The 19,552-nt window shown below is 58.8% G+C and carries 16 protein-coding genes; 8 read left to right on the forward strand and 8 right to left on the reverse strand.

Annotated elements, in window-relative coordinates:
• The first annotated feature begins 10 nt into the window (after positions 1-10).
• A complete protein-coding gene (locus tag SMD27_RS22190; RefSeq protein WP_320510639.1) occupies positions 11-1,090 on the forward strand; it encodes an ABC transporter substrate-binding protein in 1,080 nt (359 codons plus the stop codon).
• Between the two features lie 56 nt (positions 1,091-1,146).
• Here SMD27_RS22190 and SMD27_RS22195 read toward each other — a convergent pair whose 3' ends face one another.
• The gene (locus tag SMD27_RS22195; protein ID WP_320510640.1) at positions 1,147-2,643 is read right to left on the reverse strand and encodes an MDR family MFS transporter; all 1,497 of its coding nucleotides are present in this window, start codon (positions 2,641-2,643) and stop codon (positions 1,147-1,149) included.
• 374 nt (positions 2,644-3,017) lie between these two features.
• On the opposite strand from SMD27_RS22195, the gene SMD27_RS22200 reads away from it, so the two are divergent.
• Complete coding sequence (locus tag SMD27_RS22200) at positions 3,018-4,295, forward strand: GAF domain-containing sensor histidine kinase (protein ID WP_320510641.1); 1,278 nt, start codon at positions 3,018-3,020, stop codon at positions 4,293-4,295.
• On the opposite strand, the gene SMD27_RS22205 is transcribed toward SMD27_RS22200, so the two are convergent.
• Positions 4,273-5,154 carry an RluA family pseudouridine synthase gene (locus SMD27_RS22205; RefSeq protein ID WP_379990842.1) on the reverse strand — a complete coding sequence of 294 codons (882 nt, stop codon included), beginning with the start codon at positions 5,152-5,154 and terminating at the stop codon, positions 4,273-4,275. The two genes, SMD27_RS22200 and SMD27_RS22205, sit on opposite strands and share 23 nt — an antisense overlap.
• A gap of 196 nt (positions 5,155-5,350) precedes the next feature.
• On the opposite strand from SMD27_RS22205, the gene SMD27_RS22210 reads away from it, so the two are divergent.
• Entirely contained in the window at positions 5,351-6,358 is a 1,008-nt protein-coding gene (locus tag SMD27_RS22210; protein ID WP_320510642.1) for a phosphotransferase enzyme family protein, read from the forward strand.
• Here SMD27_RS22210 and SMD27_RS22215 read toward each other — a convergent pair.
• The 4 genes from SMD27_RS22215 to wrbA all read right to left on the reverse strand — a co-directional run bounded on the left by SMD27_RS22215 (position 6,355) and on the right by wrbA (position 10,810).
• Positions 6,355-7,212 carry a polyphosphate kinase 2 family protein gene (locus tag SMD27_RS22215; protein ID WP_320510643.1) on the reverse strand — a complete coding sequence of 286 codons (858 nt, stop codon included), beginning with the start codon at positions 7,210-7,212 and terminating at the stop codon, positions 6,355-6,357. The two genes, SMD27_RS22210 and SMD27_RS22215, sit on opposite strands and share 4 nt — an antisense overlap.
• Positions 7,213-7,255: 43 nt before the next feature.
• A complete protein-coding gene (gene serA / locus SMD27_RS22220) occupies positions 7,256-8,833 on the reverse strand; it encodes a phosphoglycerate dehydrogenase (protein ID WP_320510644.1) in 1,578 nt (525 codons plus the stop codon).
• Positions 8,834-8,838: 5 nt separating this feature from the next.
• Complete coding sequence (locus SMD27_RS22225) at positions 8,839-10,002, reverse strand: phosphoserine transaminase (RefSeq protein ID WP_320510645.1); 1,164 nt, start codon at positions 10,000-10,002, stop codon at positions 8,839-8,841.
• Between the two features lie 205 nt (positions 10,003-10,207).
• The gene (wrbA, locus tag SMD27_RS22230; RefSeq protein ID WP_320510646.1) at positions 10,208-10,810 is read right to left on the reverse strand and encodes an NAD(P)H:quinone oxidoreductase; all 603 of its coding nucleotides are present in this window, start codon (positions 10,808-10,810) and stop codon (positions 10,208-10,210) included.
• Positions 10,811-10,959: 149 nt separating this feature from the next.
• Here wrbA and SMD27_RS22235 point away from each other — a divergent pair, with 149 nt between their 5' ends.
• Together SMD27_RS22235 and SMD27_RS22240 are read left to right on the forward strand one after the other, a co-directional pair.
• Positions 10,960-11,904, forward strand: a complete 945-nt coding sequence (locus tag SMD27_RS22235; protein ID WP_320510647.1) for a LysR family transcriptional regulator — start codon at positions 10,960-10,962, stop codon at positions 11,902-11,904.
• Between the two features lie 13 nt (positions 11,905-11,917).
• Positions 11,918-12,616 carry a cytochrome b/b6 domain-containing protein gene (locus SMD27_RS22240; protein WP_320510648.1) on the forward strand — a complete coding sequence of 233 codons (699 nt, stop codon included), beginning with the start codon at positions 11,918-11,920 and terminating at the stop codon, positions 12,614-12,616.
• Between the two features lie 85 nt (positions 12,617-12,701).
• Here the strand turns inward: SMD27_RS22240 and SMD27_RS22245 are convergent, their stop codons facing one another.
• Positions 12,702-13,136 carry a c-type cytochrome gene (locus tag SMD27_RS22245; RefSeq protein ID WP_320510649.1) on the reverse strand — a complete coding sequence of 145 codons (435 nt, stop codon included), beginning with the start codon at positions 13,134-13,136 and terminating at the stop codon, positions 12,702-12,704.
• A gap of 298 nt (positions 13,137-13,434) precedes the next feature.
• On the opposite strand from SMD27_RS22245, the gene SMD27_RS22250 reads away from it, so the two are divergent.
• The gene (locus SMD27_RS22250) at positions 13,435-14,994 is read left to right on the forward strand and encodes a CYTH and CHAD domain-containing protein (protein ID WP_320510650.1); all 1,560 of its coding nucleotides are present in this window, start codon (positions 13,435-13,437) and stop codon (positions 14,992-14,994) included.
• A gap of 17 nt (positions 14,995-15,011) precedes the next feature.
• On the opposite strand, the gene SMD27_RS22255 is transcribed toward SMD27_RS22250, so the two are convergent.
• Positions 15,012-15,551, reverse strand: a complete 540-nt coding sequence (locus tag SMD27_RS22255) for a SixA phosphatase family protein (protein ID WP_320510651.1) — start codon at positions 15,549-15,551, stop codon at positions 15,012-15,014.
• Between the two features lie 296 nt (positions 15,552-15,847).
• On the opposite strand from SMD27_RS22255, the gene SMD27_RS22260 reads away from it, so the two are divergent.
• Both SMD27_RS22260 and SMD27_RS22265 read left to right on the forward strand, forming a co-directional pair.
• Positions 15,848-18,010 (forward strand): RNA degradosome polyphosphate kinase, encoded by a 2,163-nt coding sequence (locus tag SMD27_RS22260; protein WP_320510708.1) that lies wholly within the window; start codon positions 15,848-15,850, stop codon positions 18,008-18,010.
• Positions 18,007-19,512 (forward strand): Ppx/GppA family phosphatase, encoded by a 1,506-nt coding sequence (locus tag SMD27_RS22265; RefSeq protein WP_320510652.1) that lies wholly within the window; start codon positions 18,007-18,009, stop codon positions 19,510-19,512. The genes SMD27_RS22260 and SMD27_RS22265 overlap by 4 nt, the downstream gene beginning before the upstream one ends.
• Positions 19,513-19,552 lie beyond the last annotated feature (40 nt).

Genomic DNA, 19,552 nt, shown 5'->3' on the forward strand with positions numbered 1-19,552 from the left:
GGAGGTACCCATGAGACAGAAAACATCTGCCGCAAGCTCGCGCCGGCAAGTTTTGATCGGCGCCGCGCTTGGGCTCTGCGCCGTTGCCGCCGTTTGGGGCGGCCGGGCGGTTGCCGCCGATAAGCTCTCATACTTCACCTGGAGCGGCTACGAGTTGCCTGACTTCCATAAGGCCTACGAAGCGGCGCATCCCGATTCGCTCGATGTGGCCATGTTCGGCGATGACGACGAAGCCTTCACCAAGGTGAAAGCCGGCTTCCGGCCGGACCTGGCGCATCCCTGCTATGACAAGGTCGAGCGCTGGAGGCAAGCAGGCCTCATCGAGCCGATCGATACCAAGCGGCTGAAGAATTGGAGCAAGATTTCGCCGGTCCTGCGCAATCTGCCGGGGCTGGTGGAAGGCGACCAGACCTGGATGGTGCCATGGGACTGGGGCAATACCTCGATTACCTATCGCACCGATCTTCTGAAAAATCCCGAGCAGAGCTGGAAACTGCTTTGGGACGCGAAGTATACCGGCAAGATCGCGACGATCGACGCAGTTCACGATACGCCGATGGTGGCTGGGCTGTTGGCGGGCTTCGATCCCTTCGACATGAATGACGACCAGATTGAGGCGACGCGCAAGAAGCTGCAGGAGCAGCGACCATTGCTGAAAATGTACACGACCGACATGACGTCGATTGAACAGGCGCTGGCCTCGGGTGAGCTGGTTGCGGCGATGACTTGGAATGCCTCGGCCGTGAGCCTCAAGAAGCAGGGCGTACCCGTTGAATTCATGAATCCCAAGGAAGGGATGCTCACTTGGGTCTGCGGCTTCGTCATGATCAAGGGTACGCCGCATGCCGATCTGGCCTATGACTTCATCAATGCCCGGCTCGCCGACGCCTCTGGCGAATATTTGATCGAGAATTACGGCTATGGCTCATCGAATGCCGATGCGATGAAGGCAGTGGGCGAGGCGAAGCTGAAGGAGCTGCAGCTGCCGACCGATCCGGACACGATGCTGAAAGCGACCGTGTTTACACGGCCGATCCGCAACAACGACAAGATCACCAAGATGTTCGAGGAAGTGAAGGCCGGCGGTTGAGGCAGCCAATTCTGCCGATGAAGCAAAGGGGCATGCGGTGCATGCCCCTCTTTATGTCAGCCCGCTTCTGCCGAGGTGTCTACTGTCCGCCTGTCCTGCAAGGGCCGTTGCTCGATTCTGGAAAAGGCAAGCAAGCCGGCGGCTAGGATTCCGGCGACGATGAAGAAAAAGATCGTATAGGCATGGGCAAGGTCAAGCCGTGCAGCCGCATCCAGGGGATGGCTCAGGATTTCGGTGAGGCCGCCATCTGCCGCACGGGCCGGCATCATCGCGACCATGAGACCTAATACCAAGGCTGAACCACCCGCCGTAGAAGCGGCGCCGCCGAGTGCGCGGGCAAAGCTGATGGCGCCGCTGACGGCGCCAAGATCGCGCCGGTCGACGGCGTTCTGCGCGGCGACATTGGCGATCGGAAAGATCGGCCCGATCCCCAGCCCTGTCAGTAGCAGCAATCCGGCGGTCAGCATCGGCGTTGCCTGGGTGGCAAGAATACCGAGCAGCACCAGACAGGCAATGGCCAGAGGAAGGCCTAGAAGCGTCGGCAGCTTATAGCCGCCAGTGCGATGGATATATTGCCCCGACATCGCCGCACCGGCCGTGCTCGACAATAGCAGCGGGATCATCAACAGGCCGACATCGCGAGGCGATTGCAGCAACGACAGTTGTAGGAAGGTCGGCACCAGGACAGCCAGAGCAAGATAGGCGCCGAAAACCAGGAAGATGGCGATCAGGACCGGGGTGACGACCGTATCGGAGAAGAACCGGGGCGGCATGATCGGTTCATCAAGCCGACGCTGGCGCCAGGCGAAGATCGATCCGGTAACGATGCTGCAGGCAAGGGCGACGATGATCTGCCAAGAAACCCAGGGAAATTCCGTGCCGCCCCAGGACAGCGCCAGCAGAAAGGAGGTGCTGCTGATGATGAAGCAGAGAACGCTCGCATAATCGATGCGCCGTGCCCCGCCGCGGCCCGTCAGGCGATGCAGGATCCGATCAGTGATCAAGATGGCGACAAGACCGATGGGCAGATTGATCCAGAAGATCCAGTGCCAGCTCGCATATTCCGTCAGGAAGCCGCCGAGGACGGGGCCCAGCAACGACGATCCTGCCCAGACGCCGGCGAAATAGGCGCCGTAGCGCCCTCGCTCACGCGGCGAGACGACATCAGCCACCACTGTCTGCGCCAGGGTGATCAGACCACCACCGCCGAAGCCCTGCAGCGCCCGGGCCAAGATCAAAAACGGCATCGAGGGCGACAGGGCGCAGAGCACCGAGCCCAGGAGGAAAATCAGGATGCTGATACGCATGATGGGCCGGCGGCCATGCAGATCGCTGAGCTTCCCCAGGATCGGCGTCGCGGCGGTCGAGGTTAGCAAATAGGCGGTAACGATCCAGGCCATTAAATGAAAATCGCCGAGATCCGAGCCAATCGACGGCAAGGCGGTCGCGATGATGGTTTGGTCGAGCGCGGCCAGGAACAGGGCGATCATTGCGCCTAGCACCACTTTATGCGTTTCCGCGGCACTGAGCTTAACGAAGCTGGGCTTGTTCATGGAGCGTCATCACCGTTGAATATGCTGAAAGATCGCGATGGACCGGACTGTAGCCCTTGCCGGCATGCAGCGCGCCAGGAGCGAAAGATTGAACCGCAGGACTGCAGCGACCGGTCTGAAGTCCTAAGCGACCGGCCTTCATGCCGTCAAGCTATTGAACTTGCATGGCTATATTGTGGTCCAGGCAGGTCGAGGTGGCCTTATCGCGACAATCACAATCGAACGCCGGAAACCGCCAGAAAGCGCTGGCGAAGGTATTTGCCAGCGGCTACAAGACATTAACCGAACAGCAATTTTGTACTGGGATAGTCACTATCATACCGGCATACCCGGATAGCGGTAGCCGGCGAGGCTTCATTTTCGGTGTCGGGTGCATGTTGGCAACGGGTGATGTACTTGCGCGGGATACCAGCGAGCACGCCCGCCTGGCGGCGCTCGATGCTTATGGCATTGTGGATACCGCGGCCGAGGAGGCCTTCGACCGGTTTGTGCGTGTGGCTGCCGCGATACTCCGTGTGCCAATCGCCCTCATCTCGCTAATCGATCTGGACAGGCAATGGCTCAAGGCCCGGATCGGCATTGATCTTCAGGAAACCGCCCGCAGCATCGCCTTTTGCGATCATACGATCCGGCAAGACCATGTGATGATGGTGCCGGATGCCGTCACGGATGACCGCTTTGCCCAGAACCCCTTGGTCATCGATGCTCCCTATATTCGCTTTTATGCGGGCGCTCCGCTGATCACACCGCAAGGCGATCGGCTGGGCGCGCTTTGCGTCATGGATCAACAGCCGCGCAGGCTGACCGATGAGGAACAGGATCTGTTACGGGACCTCGCCGGCATGGTGGTCGACTCGCTGGAACTGCGGCGACTGAAAGAGAGTGCTGCACGGCAGGCAAAGGACATGGCTCTCCTGGCACAGGAAAGCGCCCAAGCCCAGGCCCATGCGGAACGCCTGCTGCAGCAAAAGTCGCTGTTCATTGCCGCCATGGCGCATGAATTGCGCACGCCGCTCAATGCCATCATCGGTTTCACCGATCTTTTGCGCCTGGATGTCGCCAAGGAATTCCCCGAAGAGCGGCGCCGCGAATTCATCGACATCGTCAATAGCAGCGGCCAGCATCTCCTGGATCTGATCAACGACCTGCTTGATCTCTCCAAGATTGAAGCGGGTAAGTTCGAAGTTAAGCCGGAACCGACGGATGTGTCCGCCCTGGTGACGCAGGTCCATCGCATGATGTCTGGCCTGGCCAAGGATCATCGTCAGAAATTTGACATCAAGATCGACCCCAAGTTACCCGCTGTCATGGCCGATCCCCGCGCGCTGAAACAGATCCTGGTCAATTTGATTTCCAATGCGATCAAGTTCACGCCCCACGGCGGATATGTCGGGGTGACCGTGGCGATGCAAAATTCCGGTTGCCGCATTTTTGTCAGCGATACCGGACGCGGCATCAGTGCGGACGATCTCAAGGAAATTGCCGAACCGTATCGGCAGATCCGTCACAACGACACTGACGCAGGTCCCGGCACCGGGCTGGGCTTGGCGATTTGCCGCCGGCTTGTGCAATTGCACGGCAGTGTCCTGGAAATTGAAAGCTCGCCAGGCAATGGGACGACCGTGAGCTTCAGCCTGCCGTTTGCGGCGTAAGCGTCTCGGGGGCGATATAGCCACATTGCGCAAGGGCCGCCAGCATATGTGGCGGCGGCGCTGCTTCAACCGCAACGGCCGCCCGGTTGGGATAAAGCGGCAGGCTGATGGCCCGCGCATGCAGATGCAGCTTGGTGCCAGCTTCACGATTGCCGGCGGCGTCGGGACCATAGACCGGATCGCCGATCAGCGGACAGCCGAGAGCCGTGCAATGGATGCGGATTTGATGGGTGCGGCCGGTACGTGGCTTCAATTCCAGCCATGAGATCGTACCGTCACTGCCGAGCAGCCGGTAATCGGTGATCGCCTTTTGCGTCTCGGGATCATCCTTGTCGGCGACCGTCATGCGCCAGCCGGTGCGCTGGTTCAGCTTTTTCAGGGATAGGTCGATCGTGCCAGCGGTTTCAGCCGGACGGCCCCGCACAATGGCCCAATAGGTTTTCTCCACCTGACCGCCGGCGAACATCAGTCCCAGCTTCCGCAAGGCCTTTCGATGCCGTCCCAGGACGAGGCAGCCGCTGGTGTCGCGGTCCAGGCGATGGGCCAGTGCGGGTGGGTTTGGCAGGCCGAAGCGCAGGGCATCCAGGCATTGCTCCAGATTGGGTCCGCCGCCGGGGCCGGCATGAACCGGCAAGCCAGCCGGCTTGTCGATGATCAGGATCAGGCCGTCGCGGTAAAGCAGGCGCGCCAGGGTTTCCTCTTCGGACAGCGGTGCCGGAAACTTGCTCTGAGATTGCTGCTGTTGTTTCCGGGGTTGCCGGGACGAGGCCGGCTGGCGGCGGCCGCCTCTGCGCCCGCTGCTTCCCCTGTCCTTTCCGGATCCATCTCTATCCGTCTTGCCGGTCGTGTGTGTCTTCATGATGCCGCGATCGATATTCCGGTCCGTTGTACGTAGAATAGCCCGGCTTTCGCAAGAGCGGCGGACGGATATCGTTCAGCCGGCCGTGATATGTCGCGGCCAGCGGGATCAACGCCGCTTCGGTTATTGACCGTTCAGTCCCCTCTTGCCAATCAGAAGCGGGTTTACCCCCCTGAAAACGGATTAAGAGGATTTCATGAGCGCCGATGCAGTTATGACGGTCGAAGCGTTCCTGGCGAAGCTGGGACGTTTGGCGGAGCAGGCATTGAGCCGCTATGGATTCTCGCCGGACGCCACGGCGACATTGATCAACTACTCGGAAAACGCCACTTATCTCGTCGAGGATCCAGTCCAGGGCAAACAAAGCATTCTTCGCATTCATCGCCGCGGCTACCACAATGAGGCGGCAATTCGATCGGAACTGCAATGGATCGATGCCTTGCGCAAAGAGGAAGGTGTCATCACCGCCGCCCCGATCCCCGCCAGCGACGGCACGCTGATCCAGCGCCTTGCCAATGACGAGCTGCCCGAGCCGCGCCATGCCGTGATGTTCACCTACCTCACGGGCCGCGAACCATCCGAGGACGATCTGCTGGGGCCGTTCGAACGCTTGGGTGCGGTCAGCGCCCATATGCATCGCCATAGCCGCAACTGGCGGCTGCCGAACGGCTTCATCCGCCAGCGCTGGGACCATCATGGCGCGCTGGGGGCGCTGTCGATCTGGGGACACTGGCAGAACGGCATGGGCATGACGCCCGCCTATCTGAAACTTTTCGAACGGCTTTCTGAAACCATTCGAAAGCGGCTCGATGCTTTCGGCACCGGCCCGCAACGTTTCGGCCTGGTGCATGCCGATATCCGCCTGGCCAATCTTCTGGTCGAAGGCGAGGCAACCAAGGTGATCGATTTCGACGATTCGGGATTCAGCTGGTTCCTTTACGATATCGGTACGGCATTGAGTTTCATCGAACATCGCCCCGATGTGCCGGACCTGGTCGATGCCTGGATACGCGGCTATCGCAAGGTCGCGCCGTTGACGGTCGAGGAGGAGGCCGAGATTCCGACCTTCATCATGATGCGCCGGCTTCTCTTGGTGGCCTGGATCGGTTCGCATCATGAGACGAATCTCGCGCGCGGCCTCGGTGTCGCCTATACCGCAGGCACCGCCGATCTTGCCGACGCCTATCTGGCGAAATTCAGCTAACCTTCTTTGGTCTTTACCTGTTTGCCCATGCTTGATCGCGTGGCTCCGACCGACAGGATATCGCGCGCCAGTTCAATAACCTGGGGATCGATGACCGATTCTTTCAGATTGAGGCCCTGGCTCAGCCGTTTGAGGATGATGTCAAACGCGGCGCAGCGTGCGGCGGGCTTGTTGTCGGATTGAATTACATGCCAGGGCGCATTGGCGGTGTTGGTCCGGTCGAACATATCCTCTGCTGCGGTGATGTAATCTTTCCACTTTTCGCGGTTGCGGAAATCTTCATAAGAAAGTTTCCAGCGCTTCAGCGGATCGTCCAGCCGCGCCTGAAAGCGGCGTAGCTGCTCGTCCTTGCTGACATGCAGGAACAGTTTGACGATGCGGATACCGCTATCTGTCAGTTGCCGCTCGAACTCGTTGATTTCGCCATAGGCTCGTTTCCATTCCGCCGCCTGTGCGAATGCTTCCACCCGTTCCACCAGAACGCGGCCATACCAGGAGCGGTCGAAGACGGAGAAATGCCCTTTCTCCGGCATGCGAGCCCAGAAACGCTGCAGATAATGCTGCCGTTTCTCAATTTCATTCGGCGCGGCGATCGGCCAGACACTGAGGCTGCGCGGATCCAATGCCCAGGCGATGCGGCGAATGGTGCCGCCCTTGCCGGCGGCATCCATACCTTCGAACACGATCACCGCCCGTTCGCCGCGGAACAGGAAGAGATGCTGGATCTCCGTCAGTTTTTTTTGCTGCTCCGTCAGCAATTCCTCATAGTATTCGGAAGATCGGTGATTGAGAGAGGGAAGCTTGTCGAGTTGAATCTTTTTACCGTTCTTGCTGGATTTTCGCTCCGTTGCCATTTGCTTCCCTCTCTCATTGTGGGGACCATTGAGGCGCCGCAGGTCAGAAAATCAGGGCCTTCGCCTGTCGAACATGCTGCAAAGCCTGGACTTGACGCAAGATCTTCGCGGGGATCGGCCCGTCGATTTCGATCAAGGCGATGGCATCGCCACCTTGGACCGCTCGGCCCAGGGCGAAGGTGGCGATATTGATGCCATTATCTCCCAATAAGCTCCCCAGATGGCCGATCATGCCCGGTTTATCCTCATTGGTGATATAGAGCATATGCGGGCCAAGGGCCGCTTCGATCTCTATCCCCTTGATTTCGACAATGCGCGGGCGGCGGTCGGCGAACAGGGTGCCGGCGATGTCGCGCTTGCGCTTCTTTGTTTCCACGGTCAGGCGAATCAGCGTGTGGTATGTGCCTTCGCGATCCGTCTTCACCTCGGAGACCTCGATATTGCGCTCCTTGGCCACGATAGGCGCGTTCACCATATTGACCGAATCCATCAACGGCCGCAGTAGACCCTGCAGCAGGATGGCGGTCAGCGGGCGCGTATTGAGACCGGCGACATGGCCTTCATATTCGATGATTACGCGATCGATAGGGCCTTCCTCGGCTTGACCGACAAAGGTGCCGAGTTGCTCCGCCAGCTTCATATAGGGTTTCAGCCGTGGCGCCTCCTCAACCGTCACCGCTGGCATGTTGATCGCATTGGTGACGGCGCCATGAAGCAGGAATTCGCTCATCTGTTCGGCGACTTGGATGGCAACGTTCAATTGCGCCTCCATGGTTGCAGCGCCGAGATGCGGTGTCGTCACCACATTCGGGTGATTGAACAGGATATTATCGGTCGCCGGTTCGGTCTGGAAGACGTCCAAAGCTGCACCGGCGACATGGCCCGAATCCAGGGCGGCTTTCAGGTCCTCTTCGACCACTAGCCCGCCGCGGGCGCAATTGATCAGACGTATGCCAGGGCGGCACTTCTTCAGATTGGCAGCATTGATGATGCCGCGGGTCTGCTCGGTCAACGGCGTATGCAGCGAGATGAGATCGGCGCGGCTCAGCAGTTCGTCGAGCTCCACTTTCTCGACGCCAAGATCGATGGCGCGTTCCGGCGACAGGAACGGGTCGAAGGCGATCACTTTCATCTTCAGCCCCTGGGCACGGTCCGCGACAATGGCGCCGATATTGCCACAGCCGATGATGCCGAGTGTCTTGGCATAAAGTTCGATGCCGACGAAACGGGACTTTTCCCACTTGCCGGCATGGGTCGTGCGATCGGCCTGGGGAATATGTCGCGCAAGCGCCATCATCATCGCGATCGCATGCTCGGCCGTGGTAATGGAATTGCCGAACGGCGTGTTCATGACGCAGATGCCGCGCCCGGTCGCCGCTTTGACGTCGATATTGTCGACGCCGATACCGGCGCGGCCGACCACCTTCAGATTCTCGGCGACGGCGATCACTTCCGCCGTCACCTTGGTCGCTGAGCGCACCGCAAGTCCGTCATACCGGCCAATAATCTCGCGCAATTCCTTAGGTTTGAGACCGATCTTCTCGTCAACTTCAATGCCGCGGTCGCGGAAGATCTGCACGGCTGCCGGGGACAGCTCGTCGGAAATGAGTACCTTGCTCATGATGCTCACGCTGTTTCGAGTTGAGAGGCGATGACGCTGTCGAAGGCCCAGTCGAGCCAAGGCAGCAAGGCGACGAGATCGGTTGTTTCCACCGTCGCACCGCACCACAGGCGCAGGCCCGGTGGTGCGTCACGGTAGCTGCCGATATCATGAGCAACGCCGTCCTTGTCCAGCAGCTTGGCAATGGCGCTGGCAATGCTCGCTTGTGCTTCTTGCGGCAAAGCAGTCACACGGGAATCGACGATCTTCAGGCAAACGCTGGTGGTCGAGCGTGTCGCCGGATCGGCGGCGAGGAAGTCGATCCAACCTGTCTTCGCGACCCAATCGGCGACAACCTGGAAGTTCTTCTCGCTGCGAGCGACGAGAGCGGGCAGGCCGCCCAACCCTTCGGCCCATTTCAGTGCATCGATCTGGTCCTCGACGCAGAGCATCGATGGCGTATTGATCGTTTCGCCCTTGAAGATGCCTTCGCTGATCTTGCCGTTCCTGGCGAGGCGGAAGATCTTCGGCACCGGCCAGGTTGGACGATGTTCCATGAGCCGCGCCGCGGCGCGCGGGCTCAGCGCGATCATGCCATGAGCTGCCTCGCCGCCCAGCACCTTCTGCCACGACCAGGTGACGACATCGAGCTTGCCCCAAGGCAAATCCATGGCAAAGACCGCGGAGGTCGCATCGCAGATCGAAAGGCCGACGCGGTCGGCGGCGATCCAGTCGCTATTCGGCAGCCTTACGCCAGAGGTTGTGCCGTTCCAAGTGAAGACCACGTCATGCGACCAGTCGACTGCGGCAAGATCGGGCAGTGCACCATAGGGCGCCTTCTGCACATGCGCAGTGAAGCGCAGTTCTTCCGTGATATCCGTGGCCCAGTCGAGGCCGAAACTGTCCCAGGCGAGCACATCGACGGGATGCGGTCCAAGGAGCGACCATAAAGCTGCTTCGATCGCGCCGGTGTCGGAGCCAGGAAGGATGCCGATCCGGTAATCGGCCGGGATGCCGAGCATAGCACGGCTGCGGTCGATAACCTCGGCAAGGCGCTTTTTGCCGACTGCCGAGCGATGCGAACGGCCGAGAGGCGCATGGGTGAGGGTTTGCAGAGTCCAGCCTGGCCGTTTAGCGCACGGACCAGACGAAAACAGCGGCACGAGCGGCCGCAGAGTCGGTCTTGTCATGTCGTCCCTTCCAGAACGTTTGCGCTCCGGTGGGGGAGCGTAGCCCACGTTCATTTCCGCGAAGAGGACGGCTGATGTCAAGTGCGGATTTACGCCCTTGGGTCGACGCTCCATTGAATTGCTGGCTTGATCGAAAAGTCCCCCAAAGAAAACGGCACCGGTCGGAACATCCGGCCGGTGCCGCTTGTGAAGCGCGGAGAGATGTTTACGCGCTCAACTTGGCTGCGATCTTGGCGACATGTTCGCCTTGGAAACGAGCAATCGACAGTTCGTTCTCGCTCGGCTGGCGGCTGCCATCGGCACCAGCCATTGTTGTGGCCCCGTAAGGTGTGCCACCGGTGATCTCGTTCATATTGGTCAGGCCAGCGCAGGAATAAGGTGTGCCGACGATGACCATGCCTTGATGCAGCAGCGTCGTATGGAAAGACGTAATGGTCGTTTCCTGTCCGCCATGCTGTGTGGCGGTCGAGGCGAAGACGCTGCCGACTTTGCCGATCAGCGCGCCCTTGGCCCAGAGGCCGCCGGTCTGATCGAGGAAATTGCGCATCTGGGCAGCCATATTACCGAAGCGCGTCGGCGTGCCGAAAATGATCGCGTCATAGCTCGGCAATTCATCAACCGTGGCAACCGGCGCCTTCTGGTCGAGTTTGAAATGCGCCTTTTCGGCAATTTCGGCGGAAACGAGTTCGGGTACGCGCTTGATCGTTACGTCCGTGCCAGCGACCTTGCGGGCGCCTTCCGCAATGGCGTCGGCCATCTTCTCAATGTGGCCATAGCTGGAATAATAAAGAACCAAAATCTTGCTCATGACATCTCTCCTTGGACTCGGCCGGCGCCGCATCTCTCACACATCTCGTTGGACCGGCCTCGACAAAAACCTAAATGGCGCGGGCGCATTTGATAATCAGGAAAGTCCTGATAAGATTGTTCGGAAATTGGATACAATTGGGGACCTCCATGGATCAGGTCGGCGCAATGCGCGCCTTTCGTCAGGTTGTCGACCTCGGCAGCTTCACGGCGGCGGCACACACCTTGGGCCTTTCCAAGGCGGCGGTGAGCAAGCAGATCAGCGATCTTGAAACCTATCTGGGTGCCGCTTTGCTGCATCGGACGACGCGGCGTCTCAATGTGACAGAAGCGGGACGGGCATATTACGACAGTTGCGTGCGCCTGCTTGAGGAGATCGAAGCCGCCGAAGCGGAGGTGCGCAATCTGCAGGCTGAGCCTGCAGGGCGGTTGCGGGTCAGTGCGCCCAACAATTTCGGCCAAGCCGTCTTGGGTCCGCTCATTTGCGAATTGCAGAAACGATATCCGAAACTGGCCGTGCAATTCGAATTGAACGATCGCTTTGTCGATCTGCTGGAGGAGGGCTTCGATGTCGCCATCCGCATTCGGACCACTCTGCCGGATTCGACGCTGATTGCCCGGCGTATCTGTCCGGTCGAACGCATCGTCTGTGCGGCGCCCTCCTATCTGAAGAAGCATGGTTCGCCGAAGGAGCCCCGTGATCTCGCTCATCACAACTGTCTGATCTATACCCTGTCGACATCGCCTTTCGAATGGAGTTTCAATACGCCACAGGGGCATCAGATAGTGCGCGTGGACGGAAATATTCACACTAATAACGGGCAGTTGCTGTTGGACCCGTTGCGTGCGGGGGCAGGAATTGCCTTACTGCCGGCTTTCGTTGTCGGTCCCGATATTGAATCCGGGCGGCTGCGACAGATCCTGCAGAAATTTTCGGTGAATAAACACGACCTATATGTGGTCTATCCCCAGAATCGGCATTTGTCGCCGAAGGTCCGGGTCTTCGTCGATCTGATGGCCGAATGGTTTCAGGATGGCGGTCCGATCGCGTGTCCTGAAAAACCGCGCAAGCCAGTGCGTTCTCATGCCAAATAACGGAAGGGTCCAGATGAAGCCTGACGACATCAATCTCCGATCGGTACCGCTGTGGGATTTGCCCACGCGGCTGTTCCACTGGCTGCTGGTCGCCTGCCTGCTGGCCAGTTGGTATTTGGGCGAGAATGGCCCTTTGCGGCTTCATTACTTGAGCGGGCTGACCATTATCGGGCTTCTCATCTTCCGAATTCTCTGGGGCATCTGCGGCAGTCCATCGGCACGCTTCAGCCAATTTCTCCGTCATCCGCGCGCGGCCTTCAGCTATCTGCGCATGGCGGGGAAACGCCGCCCTTCCTATACCTTCGGCCATAATGCCGCTGGCGGGTTGATGGCCCTCGCTCTGCTCCTGATTGTCGCCTTACAGGCCAGCACGGGACTTTTTTCCAGCGATTTCGAGGATTTCGACGGACCGCTTTACAATCTCGTCCCCGGTCGTGTGAGCGACTTTCTCTCCGATTATCATGAGTTCAATTTTAATCTCATCCTCGCCCTGGCAGGTTTGCATATCGTCGCGATCCTCTTCTACCGTTTCTGGAAGCGGGAGAACTTGGTACGCGCGATGATTACCGGCACGGCGAATTTGCCGGCGGATGTTGTGGAAACTGCGGTTAACGAGGGTCGCGCGACACGCGCGTCCGTGTGGCGTGCTTTGCTGTGTCTGGTCCTTGCAGCGGTAGTGCCGGTCTGGATCTATTTCGCCTTTCCCCTCTAGACGCGTGGGCAAGCCAAGAGCAAAGAAAAAGGCGGCTGGACTCAGCCGCCTTTGAACATCTGCTATAGGCAACCGCCTGAAGCGCTCAGTCCTTCTGGTTCTTGAAGTCCTCGTGACAGGTGCCGCAGACCTTTCCGGTGTTCGTGAACTGCGTTTGGATGGCGCCCATGTCGCTGCCGTTTTGTGCCGCCGCCACAAGCTGAGACGCCTGCGCATTGAGGTTCTTGGCATTGCCTTCGAATTTATCCCACTGTTCCCAGATTACCGGCTTGGCGGCTTCGCCGAGACCGGCTTCCTTGGGAAACCAAGTGGGAATCTTCGCAGAGTTGTTGACGATCTTCTGCGCCTGCGCGGCGATCTCCGCTTTATCGCCGTTATCTGAGATCAGGCCCTTAATAGACTTTAGGGCCTTGCCCATTTCCTTCATGCCGTCTTCGCGGACGTCGGTAACCTTTTCGTCTGCCTGGCTCTTATGTCCCATGTTCGCCGCGCCCAGAATGCCTGCGGCTGCCAGCGTCATAATGAACAGTTTTCGAATATGCATTCGCCAAGTTCTCCCTAATGTGATGTTGTCCCCGGTGGAGATCGCGGTCAGAGTAGACGAGGAATGGTTACAATTTATTCCCGGCGAAAACCAGTATCGCAACATTAGCTAATTTCTTGCGATTTCTGTCATTCTTCTCGCTAGGGGTCCGCCGCAAAATCGGTCAATTTGCCTAAAACAAATCACGAAGATATAGTTTTCTTGAAATAAAAATGTCACTATTAAGCAAATAGATGGCTGTGTAGGTTCTCGCGACGTATCGTACGGGGACGGAATGGCTGACGAGATCGAGCTTAAGTTGACCTTGCCGGAATCGGTAGCTGGCAAGCGGACAACCTACACGCCGGCCAAGATCGCTGCGGCCTTTGACCTTGAGCAAATGCGACCGGCCAGTAATCGGCATTTGCAGAATACCTATTTCGATAGCGAGGACGAGTGGCTGCGGCGTCAGGGCATGGCGCTGCGGATCCGGCGGACTGGACATTATCGTATTCAAACGCTTAAAGCGCCGACCACAAAAGTAACGGGCGCGCAAGCCTATCGCGAGTTCGAGAGCCAGATTGCCGATGATGTGCCCAATCTGGCGCTCGTGCAGGATGCCGAAATCCAGGAACTATGTCGTGATGCCGATCTGGCGGCCCGGCTGCAGCCGGCTTTCACGACGGATTATCGTCGGGCGACTTGGGAAATTGCGCTCGAAAATGCGGTGATCGAACTGGCCTTGGATCGGGGACAAATCATCGTCGGCGACCAACAATTACCAATCCAGGAAGTTGAGCTGGAGTTGAAACAGGGCGACCCGGCAGCCCTGTTTTCTTTTGCCGAGGCGGCGGTTGGACGTTTGCCGTTTCGCCTCGGACATCAAACCAAGGCCGCACGCGGCTACGGATTACGGGCCGGCCATGTGGCAGGACCGGTCAAATCCTCTGGCTTCGATCTGTCGGCGGATTGCGACGTCAGCGAGGCCTTTCATCTGATCGCTGGACATTGCCTGGCGTCCCTGCATGCCAATGAAGCGGCCGTTATACAGAACGAAGATCCCGAAGGCATTCATCAATTTCGCGTCGCTTTGCGGCGCTTTCGCAGCATCGTGCGCGCATATCGCGACTTGATGGATGAAGTCGTTTATCTCCAGCTCTCGGATGATCTGCGCTGGTTGCAGCAGCAATTCGGTCCGGCACGGGATCTGGATGTCTTCATTGCCGAAACGCTGACGGCAATTCATGCGCGCTTTCCCGACCGGGATGCGATCGGGCATTTGCTCGAGGTGGCTAAGAATCGCTGTCATGAGGCCCGCCACCATACTCATAAAACGCTCGACCAGCCGCGCTATGTTGAGATTCAGTTGCGTCTCTATCGCTGGCTTGCCTCGCGCGGTTGGCAGCGGAGTTCTGCGACGGCCAGTCTCAGCACCAGGGCCTCCGATTTCGCCGGTCGGCTATTAAAAAAGCAGCACAAGAAGCTGATGCGTCGTGGGGCTGACGGACGGATCGCGGAAAGCGAGTTGCACGAATTGCGCGTCGCCGGCAAAAAAATGCGATATCTTGGCGACGCCTTTAAGTCGTTCTACAAATCGCGGCCATATAAGGAATATAGCGAAGCGCTTTCCGACATTCAGGACTGTCTCGGAGTCTTGAACGATGCCTTCGTTGGTCAGCGGCTTCTGCCTGATCTATTGGACGATCTGCATGCCGCAGGGACTGTCGACAAGGAACAGATCGAACTTGCACGGGGTATCGTCCTCGGCTGGCAGGCCAGTCGCATCGATGTCAACCTGCAGCAATTCCATCGTATCTGGAAAACCTTCCTGAAGGCCGACCATTACTGGAAGTAGGAGTGACCGAAGTCGCGCTAGATTCCCGCGGCGAGATCCTGAGGAACGACAAAGCGGACGAGCTGGCCATTCCAGGCGCTGACAGTTGTATCGCGAAAGTCGCGCCAGCTTTCGATCGGCAGGTCGATGACGGCCAAAGCCGCCGTGGAAAATTTCCTCTGCATCCTGGTGATCTCGCCTGCATCGCCCTGATTGACCAGCCAGGTGGCAAGATCGCCGATGCCCGGATTGTGGCCGACGATTAAGATACTGTCGGTATCGCCACCATACTCCCGGGCCGTGGACAGCATTTCGCGGGGTGTCGCCATGTAGAGACTGGCCAATTGTTGTCGTCGCGGTTGATGGGGCCAGGCTGCCGAAACCAGGTCCCAGGTTTGCTTGGCTCGGACAGCCGCGGAGCAGAGGACCAGATCGGGGATGAGCCCTTCGGCCATAATATAACGGCCGACCAACGGAGCCGCTTTGATACCGCGTTTTGCCAATGGACGCTCCGCATCCGGGAGGTCCGGCTGATCCCGGGCGGATTTCGCATGACGCAAGAGCATCAGCCTTTTCACGTTTATCCCCTTCCCAGACCAACGACAGTTTACGATACCCAGACCCGCAACATCAGAGTCATCAAGTCTAATCAATATGGGACAGTCCGAGAAAATCTCAAGAAAACTCGGCTCCGTCGGCCTGAAGCCGGGGTGTGAGCTCAATGAAAATGTCATATGATTGCCATACAACTTGGCTATAGGGTCGATCTTTAATTAGACGGCAGCTTAAGCCAGAATGCTTAAAATGGTGCCGGCCAAACCAATATGCCGTCGCGACTGGGCCGTTTCAGCGGTCGGGAGAAAGGGTGGAAGACGTGGACGATTCGCAGCAAATAACCTCCTCGATCGATATCACGTCGCCGCATCGGTTTATTAACCGCGAGTTGTCCTGGCTGGCTTTCAATGAACGCGTCCTGGAAGAAGCGGGGAACAAGGCTCATCCGCTGTTGGAGCGGGTCCGCTTCCTCTCGATCTCGGCCAATAATCTCGACGAATTTTACATGGTTCGGGTGGCCGGCCTCCTGGGTCAGGTCCGGGCAGGTGTCGCGATCACCAGTTCTGACGCTTTGACCCCGGCGCAGCAATTGGCGGCGATCAAGCGTCGCAGCGGCGAGCTGATGCACAATCAGCAGATGTGGTGGCATCAGTTACGCCAGGAGCTGCGCGAAAACGGCATTGCGGTGATTGATCTGGCCGAGCTGACCGCCAGCGAACGCGAATGGCTCGACAGCTATTTTCTGGATCAGATCTTCCCCGTTCTGACGCCGATGGCCATCGATCCCGCGCATCCTTTCCCTTTCATTCCGAACCAGGGTTTCTCGATGGCGCTGGAATTGCGCCAGGCGATCGACGGTAAAATTCTGCGCGCGCTGTTGCCGATGCCGAACCAGTTGCCGCGCTTCATCCGGTTGCCCGGTGGCAATAGCCACAATGTCCGCTTCGTCACCCTGGAAGGCCTGGTCAGTCTCTATCTCGACCATCTCTTCCCCGGTTCCGATGTCATCAGCAAAGGCTTTTTCCGTCTGGTCCGCGACAGCGAAATCGAAATCCTCGAGGAAGCAGAGGATCTGGTCCGCCATTATGAATCCGCCTTGAAGCGTCGCCGCCGGGGAACTGTGATCCGGTTGAAGGTCAATGCGGAAATGCCGGAAGATCTCTTAAGCTTCGTCGTCAACGAATTGGATGTCAGCCGCGAGGACGTTTTTGTGCTCGACGGGTTGCTCGGTCTTGCCAGCGTCTCGAAGCTCATCATCGAGGACAGGCCGGATCTGAAGTTCCAGCCCTTCAATCCACGTTTCCCCGAACGTATTCGCGATGTCGGCGGCGATTGCTTCGCCGCGATCCGGCAGAAGGATATCGTCGTCCATCATCCTTATGAGAGCTTCGATGTCGTCGTGCAGTTCATCCTGCAGGCAGCGCGGGATCCCAATGTCGTCGCCATCAAGCAGACGCTGTACCGGACGAGCGAAGACAGCCCGATTGTCAAAGCGCTGATCGAAGCGGCCGAAGCGGGCAAATCGGTAACGGCGTTGATCGAATTGAAAGCGCGCTTCGATGAAGCAGCGAATATCCGCTGGGCGCGCGATCTGGAACGTGCCGGCGTGCAGGTCGTCTACGGTTTCGTCGCTTTAAAGACCCATGCGAAGGTGTCGATGGTGATGCGCCGCGAAGGCCCGACCTTGCGTACCTATGTGCATTACGGTACCGGCAACTATCATCCGATCACCGCCAAGATCTATACCGATCTCAGCTTCTTCACCAGCGACCCCGGCCTTTGCCATGACGCGGCGCGGCTGTTCAATTACATGACCGGTTACGCCAAACCGCAGCGGACAGAGAAGGTCGCTTTCGCGCCCATGACGTTGCGTCCGACGATCCTGCAATTGATTGAGGATGAAATCGCGCATGTGAGGGCCGGACGTCCCGGTACCATCTGGGTGAAGGTCAATTCGCTGGTCGATCCCGGCCTGATCGATGCGCTCTATCGTGCGAGCCAAGCCGGCGTGCAGATCGAGCTGGTGATTCGCGGCATCTGCTGTTTGCGCCCCGGTATCAAGGGACTTTCCGAGAACATTCACGTGAAGAGCATCATCGGACGCTTCCTCGAACATTCGCGTATTGTCTGTTTTGGTGGTGGGCATCCCTTGCCCTCGCGTGAGGCGAAGGTCTTCATTTCCTCCGCTGACTGGATGCCAAGAAACATGGATAGGCGCCTGGAACTTCTTGTGCCCATTGAGAATCCGACCGTGCATCAGCAGATTCTCGACCAGATCATGATCGCCAATCTGAAAGATAATCTGCAGAGCTGGGCGCTCGATCCTTCGGGTAAGTATCACCGATTGGTGCCTGGCGAAGAGGGCGGTTTCAGCGCGCATACCTATTTCATGACGAATCCTAGCTTGTCAGGCCGCGGGAGTGCGCTTAAGAAGCAGAAACGGGCACCCAAGCTCGATCTGCAACAGAAGGCGATCACTTGATTGCAACACCGCGTGAAGCGGCAGCGATAGCCACGGCATCTTACCCTGGCCGCGTTGCCGTCATCGATATCGGGTCAAATTCCGTTCGCTTGGTGGTTTTCGACAAGCGGTCGCGCTGTCCCGTTCCGATCTTCAACGAAAAAGCGTTGCCTGGACTTGGCCGCGGCGTCGAAAGCAGCGGGCTGCTCAATCCCGAGGGCAAGCGGCTGGCCCTGCTGCATATCAACCGCTTCGTTACTTTGGCGAAGGCGATGAACGTGGTGCAGATCGACTTGGTTGCGACCGCGGCCATGCGCGATGCCAGAGACGGCAAACAATTTGCCGGCGAGATCGAGCGGTTAACGGGCCAGAAGGTGCAGATCATTTCCGGCGAGGAGGAAGCCCGGCTTTCCGCTTTGGGCGTCGTTACCGGCATTCCCGAAGCCGACGGCCTGATGGGCGATCTCGGGGGCGGCAGCGTCGAGCTGGTTCATATCACCAAGGGCAAGATCGGCGAGCAGGTCACCTTACCGCTCGGCCCGCTGCGGCTGGTCGAGGCCACCAATGGCGACATGGATGCGGCCCAGCGCGTCATCGACAAGCAGCTCGAAAAACTGCCCTGGCTCTCGGAAATCAGGGGTCGCACGCTTTATCCGGTCGGCGGTACCTGGCGGTCGCTGGCCCGTATTCACATGGAGCAAAGCCGTTATCCCCTGCATGTCATCCATGAATATCGCGTGGGACGACGGCAGGCCGAGGATCTGGCTAAGATATGCAGCCGGCTCGGCAAGAAATCGCTGAGCAATATGTCGGGCATCTCGCGCCGCCGCCTGGACACGCTGCCTTATGGCGCGCTGGTGATGGAACGGCTGCTGCGGATCGCCAAGCCGGACCGGGTGCTGTTCTCGGCTTACGGTCTGCGCGAAGGGCATCTCTTCAGCAGTCTCAACGACGATGCCCAGCACGCCGATCCGCTCCTGGTCGGCTGTGCCGATCTCGCCGGCGCCGATGGACGCTTCGGTTCGGTCAGCGAAGAGCTCGATGACTGGATCATGCCGCTCTTCCGGGACGAGGATGAGAACCGGATGCGCTTGCTCGTCGCGGCCTGCCTGCTCTCAGATATCACCTGGCGTGAACATCCGGATTACCGCGCCGAACAAGCCTTCACCCGGGTGCTGCGCCTGCCCGTGGCCGGCATCAATCACGGCGAGCGCGTCATCCTCGCTTTTGCCATCGCGATCCGCTACGGCGCGACGCGCGACGTTTCCTATATGGAGACATTGTGGTCGCTGATCAACGATGACGATGCCGAGTTTGCGATGCGCCTCGGTGCGGCGATCCGCCTGGCCTATTCTCTCAGTGGGGGCGCCAGCGAGATGCTTGAGCTGACCAGCCTTGCTCTGCGCGATGGGCGTATTGAACTGCATCTGCCGCGCGGCTCGGAGACGCTGTTCGGAGAAGCCGTTTCACGCCGCCTGGAGGCCGTCGGCCGCGCCTTCGGTCTTCCGGTCGCCGTGGTCTAAACCTCCCCAGTTTCCCCGTATGTGCGCCCTGATTAAGGCC

It is taken from the genome of Dongia soli (genome assembly GCF_034044715.1).
In the GTDB taxonomy this organism is placed as follows: Bacteria; Pseudomonadota; Alphaproteobacteria; order Dongiales; family Dongiaceae; genus Dongia_B; species Dongia_B soli.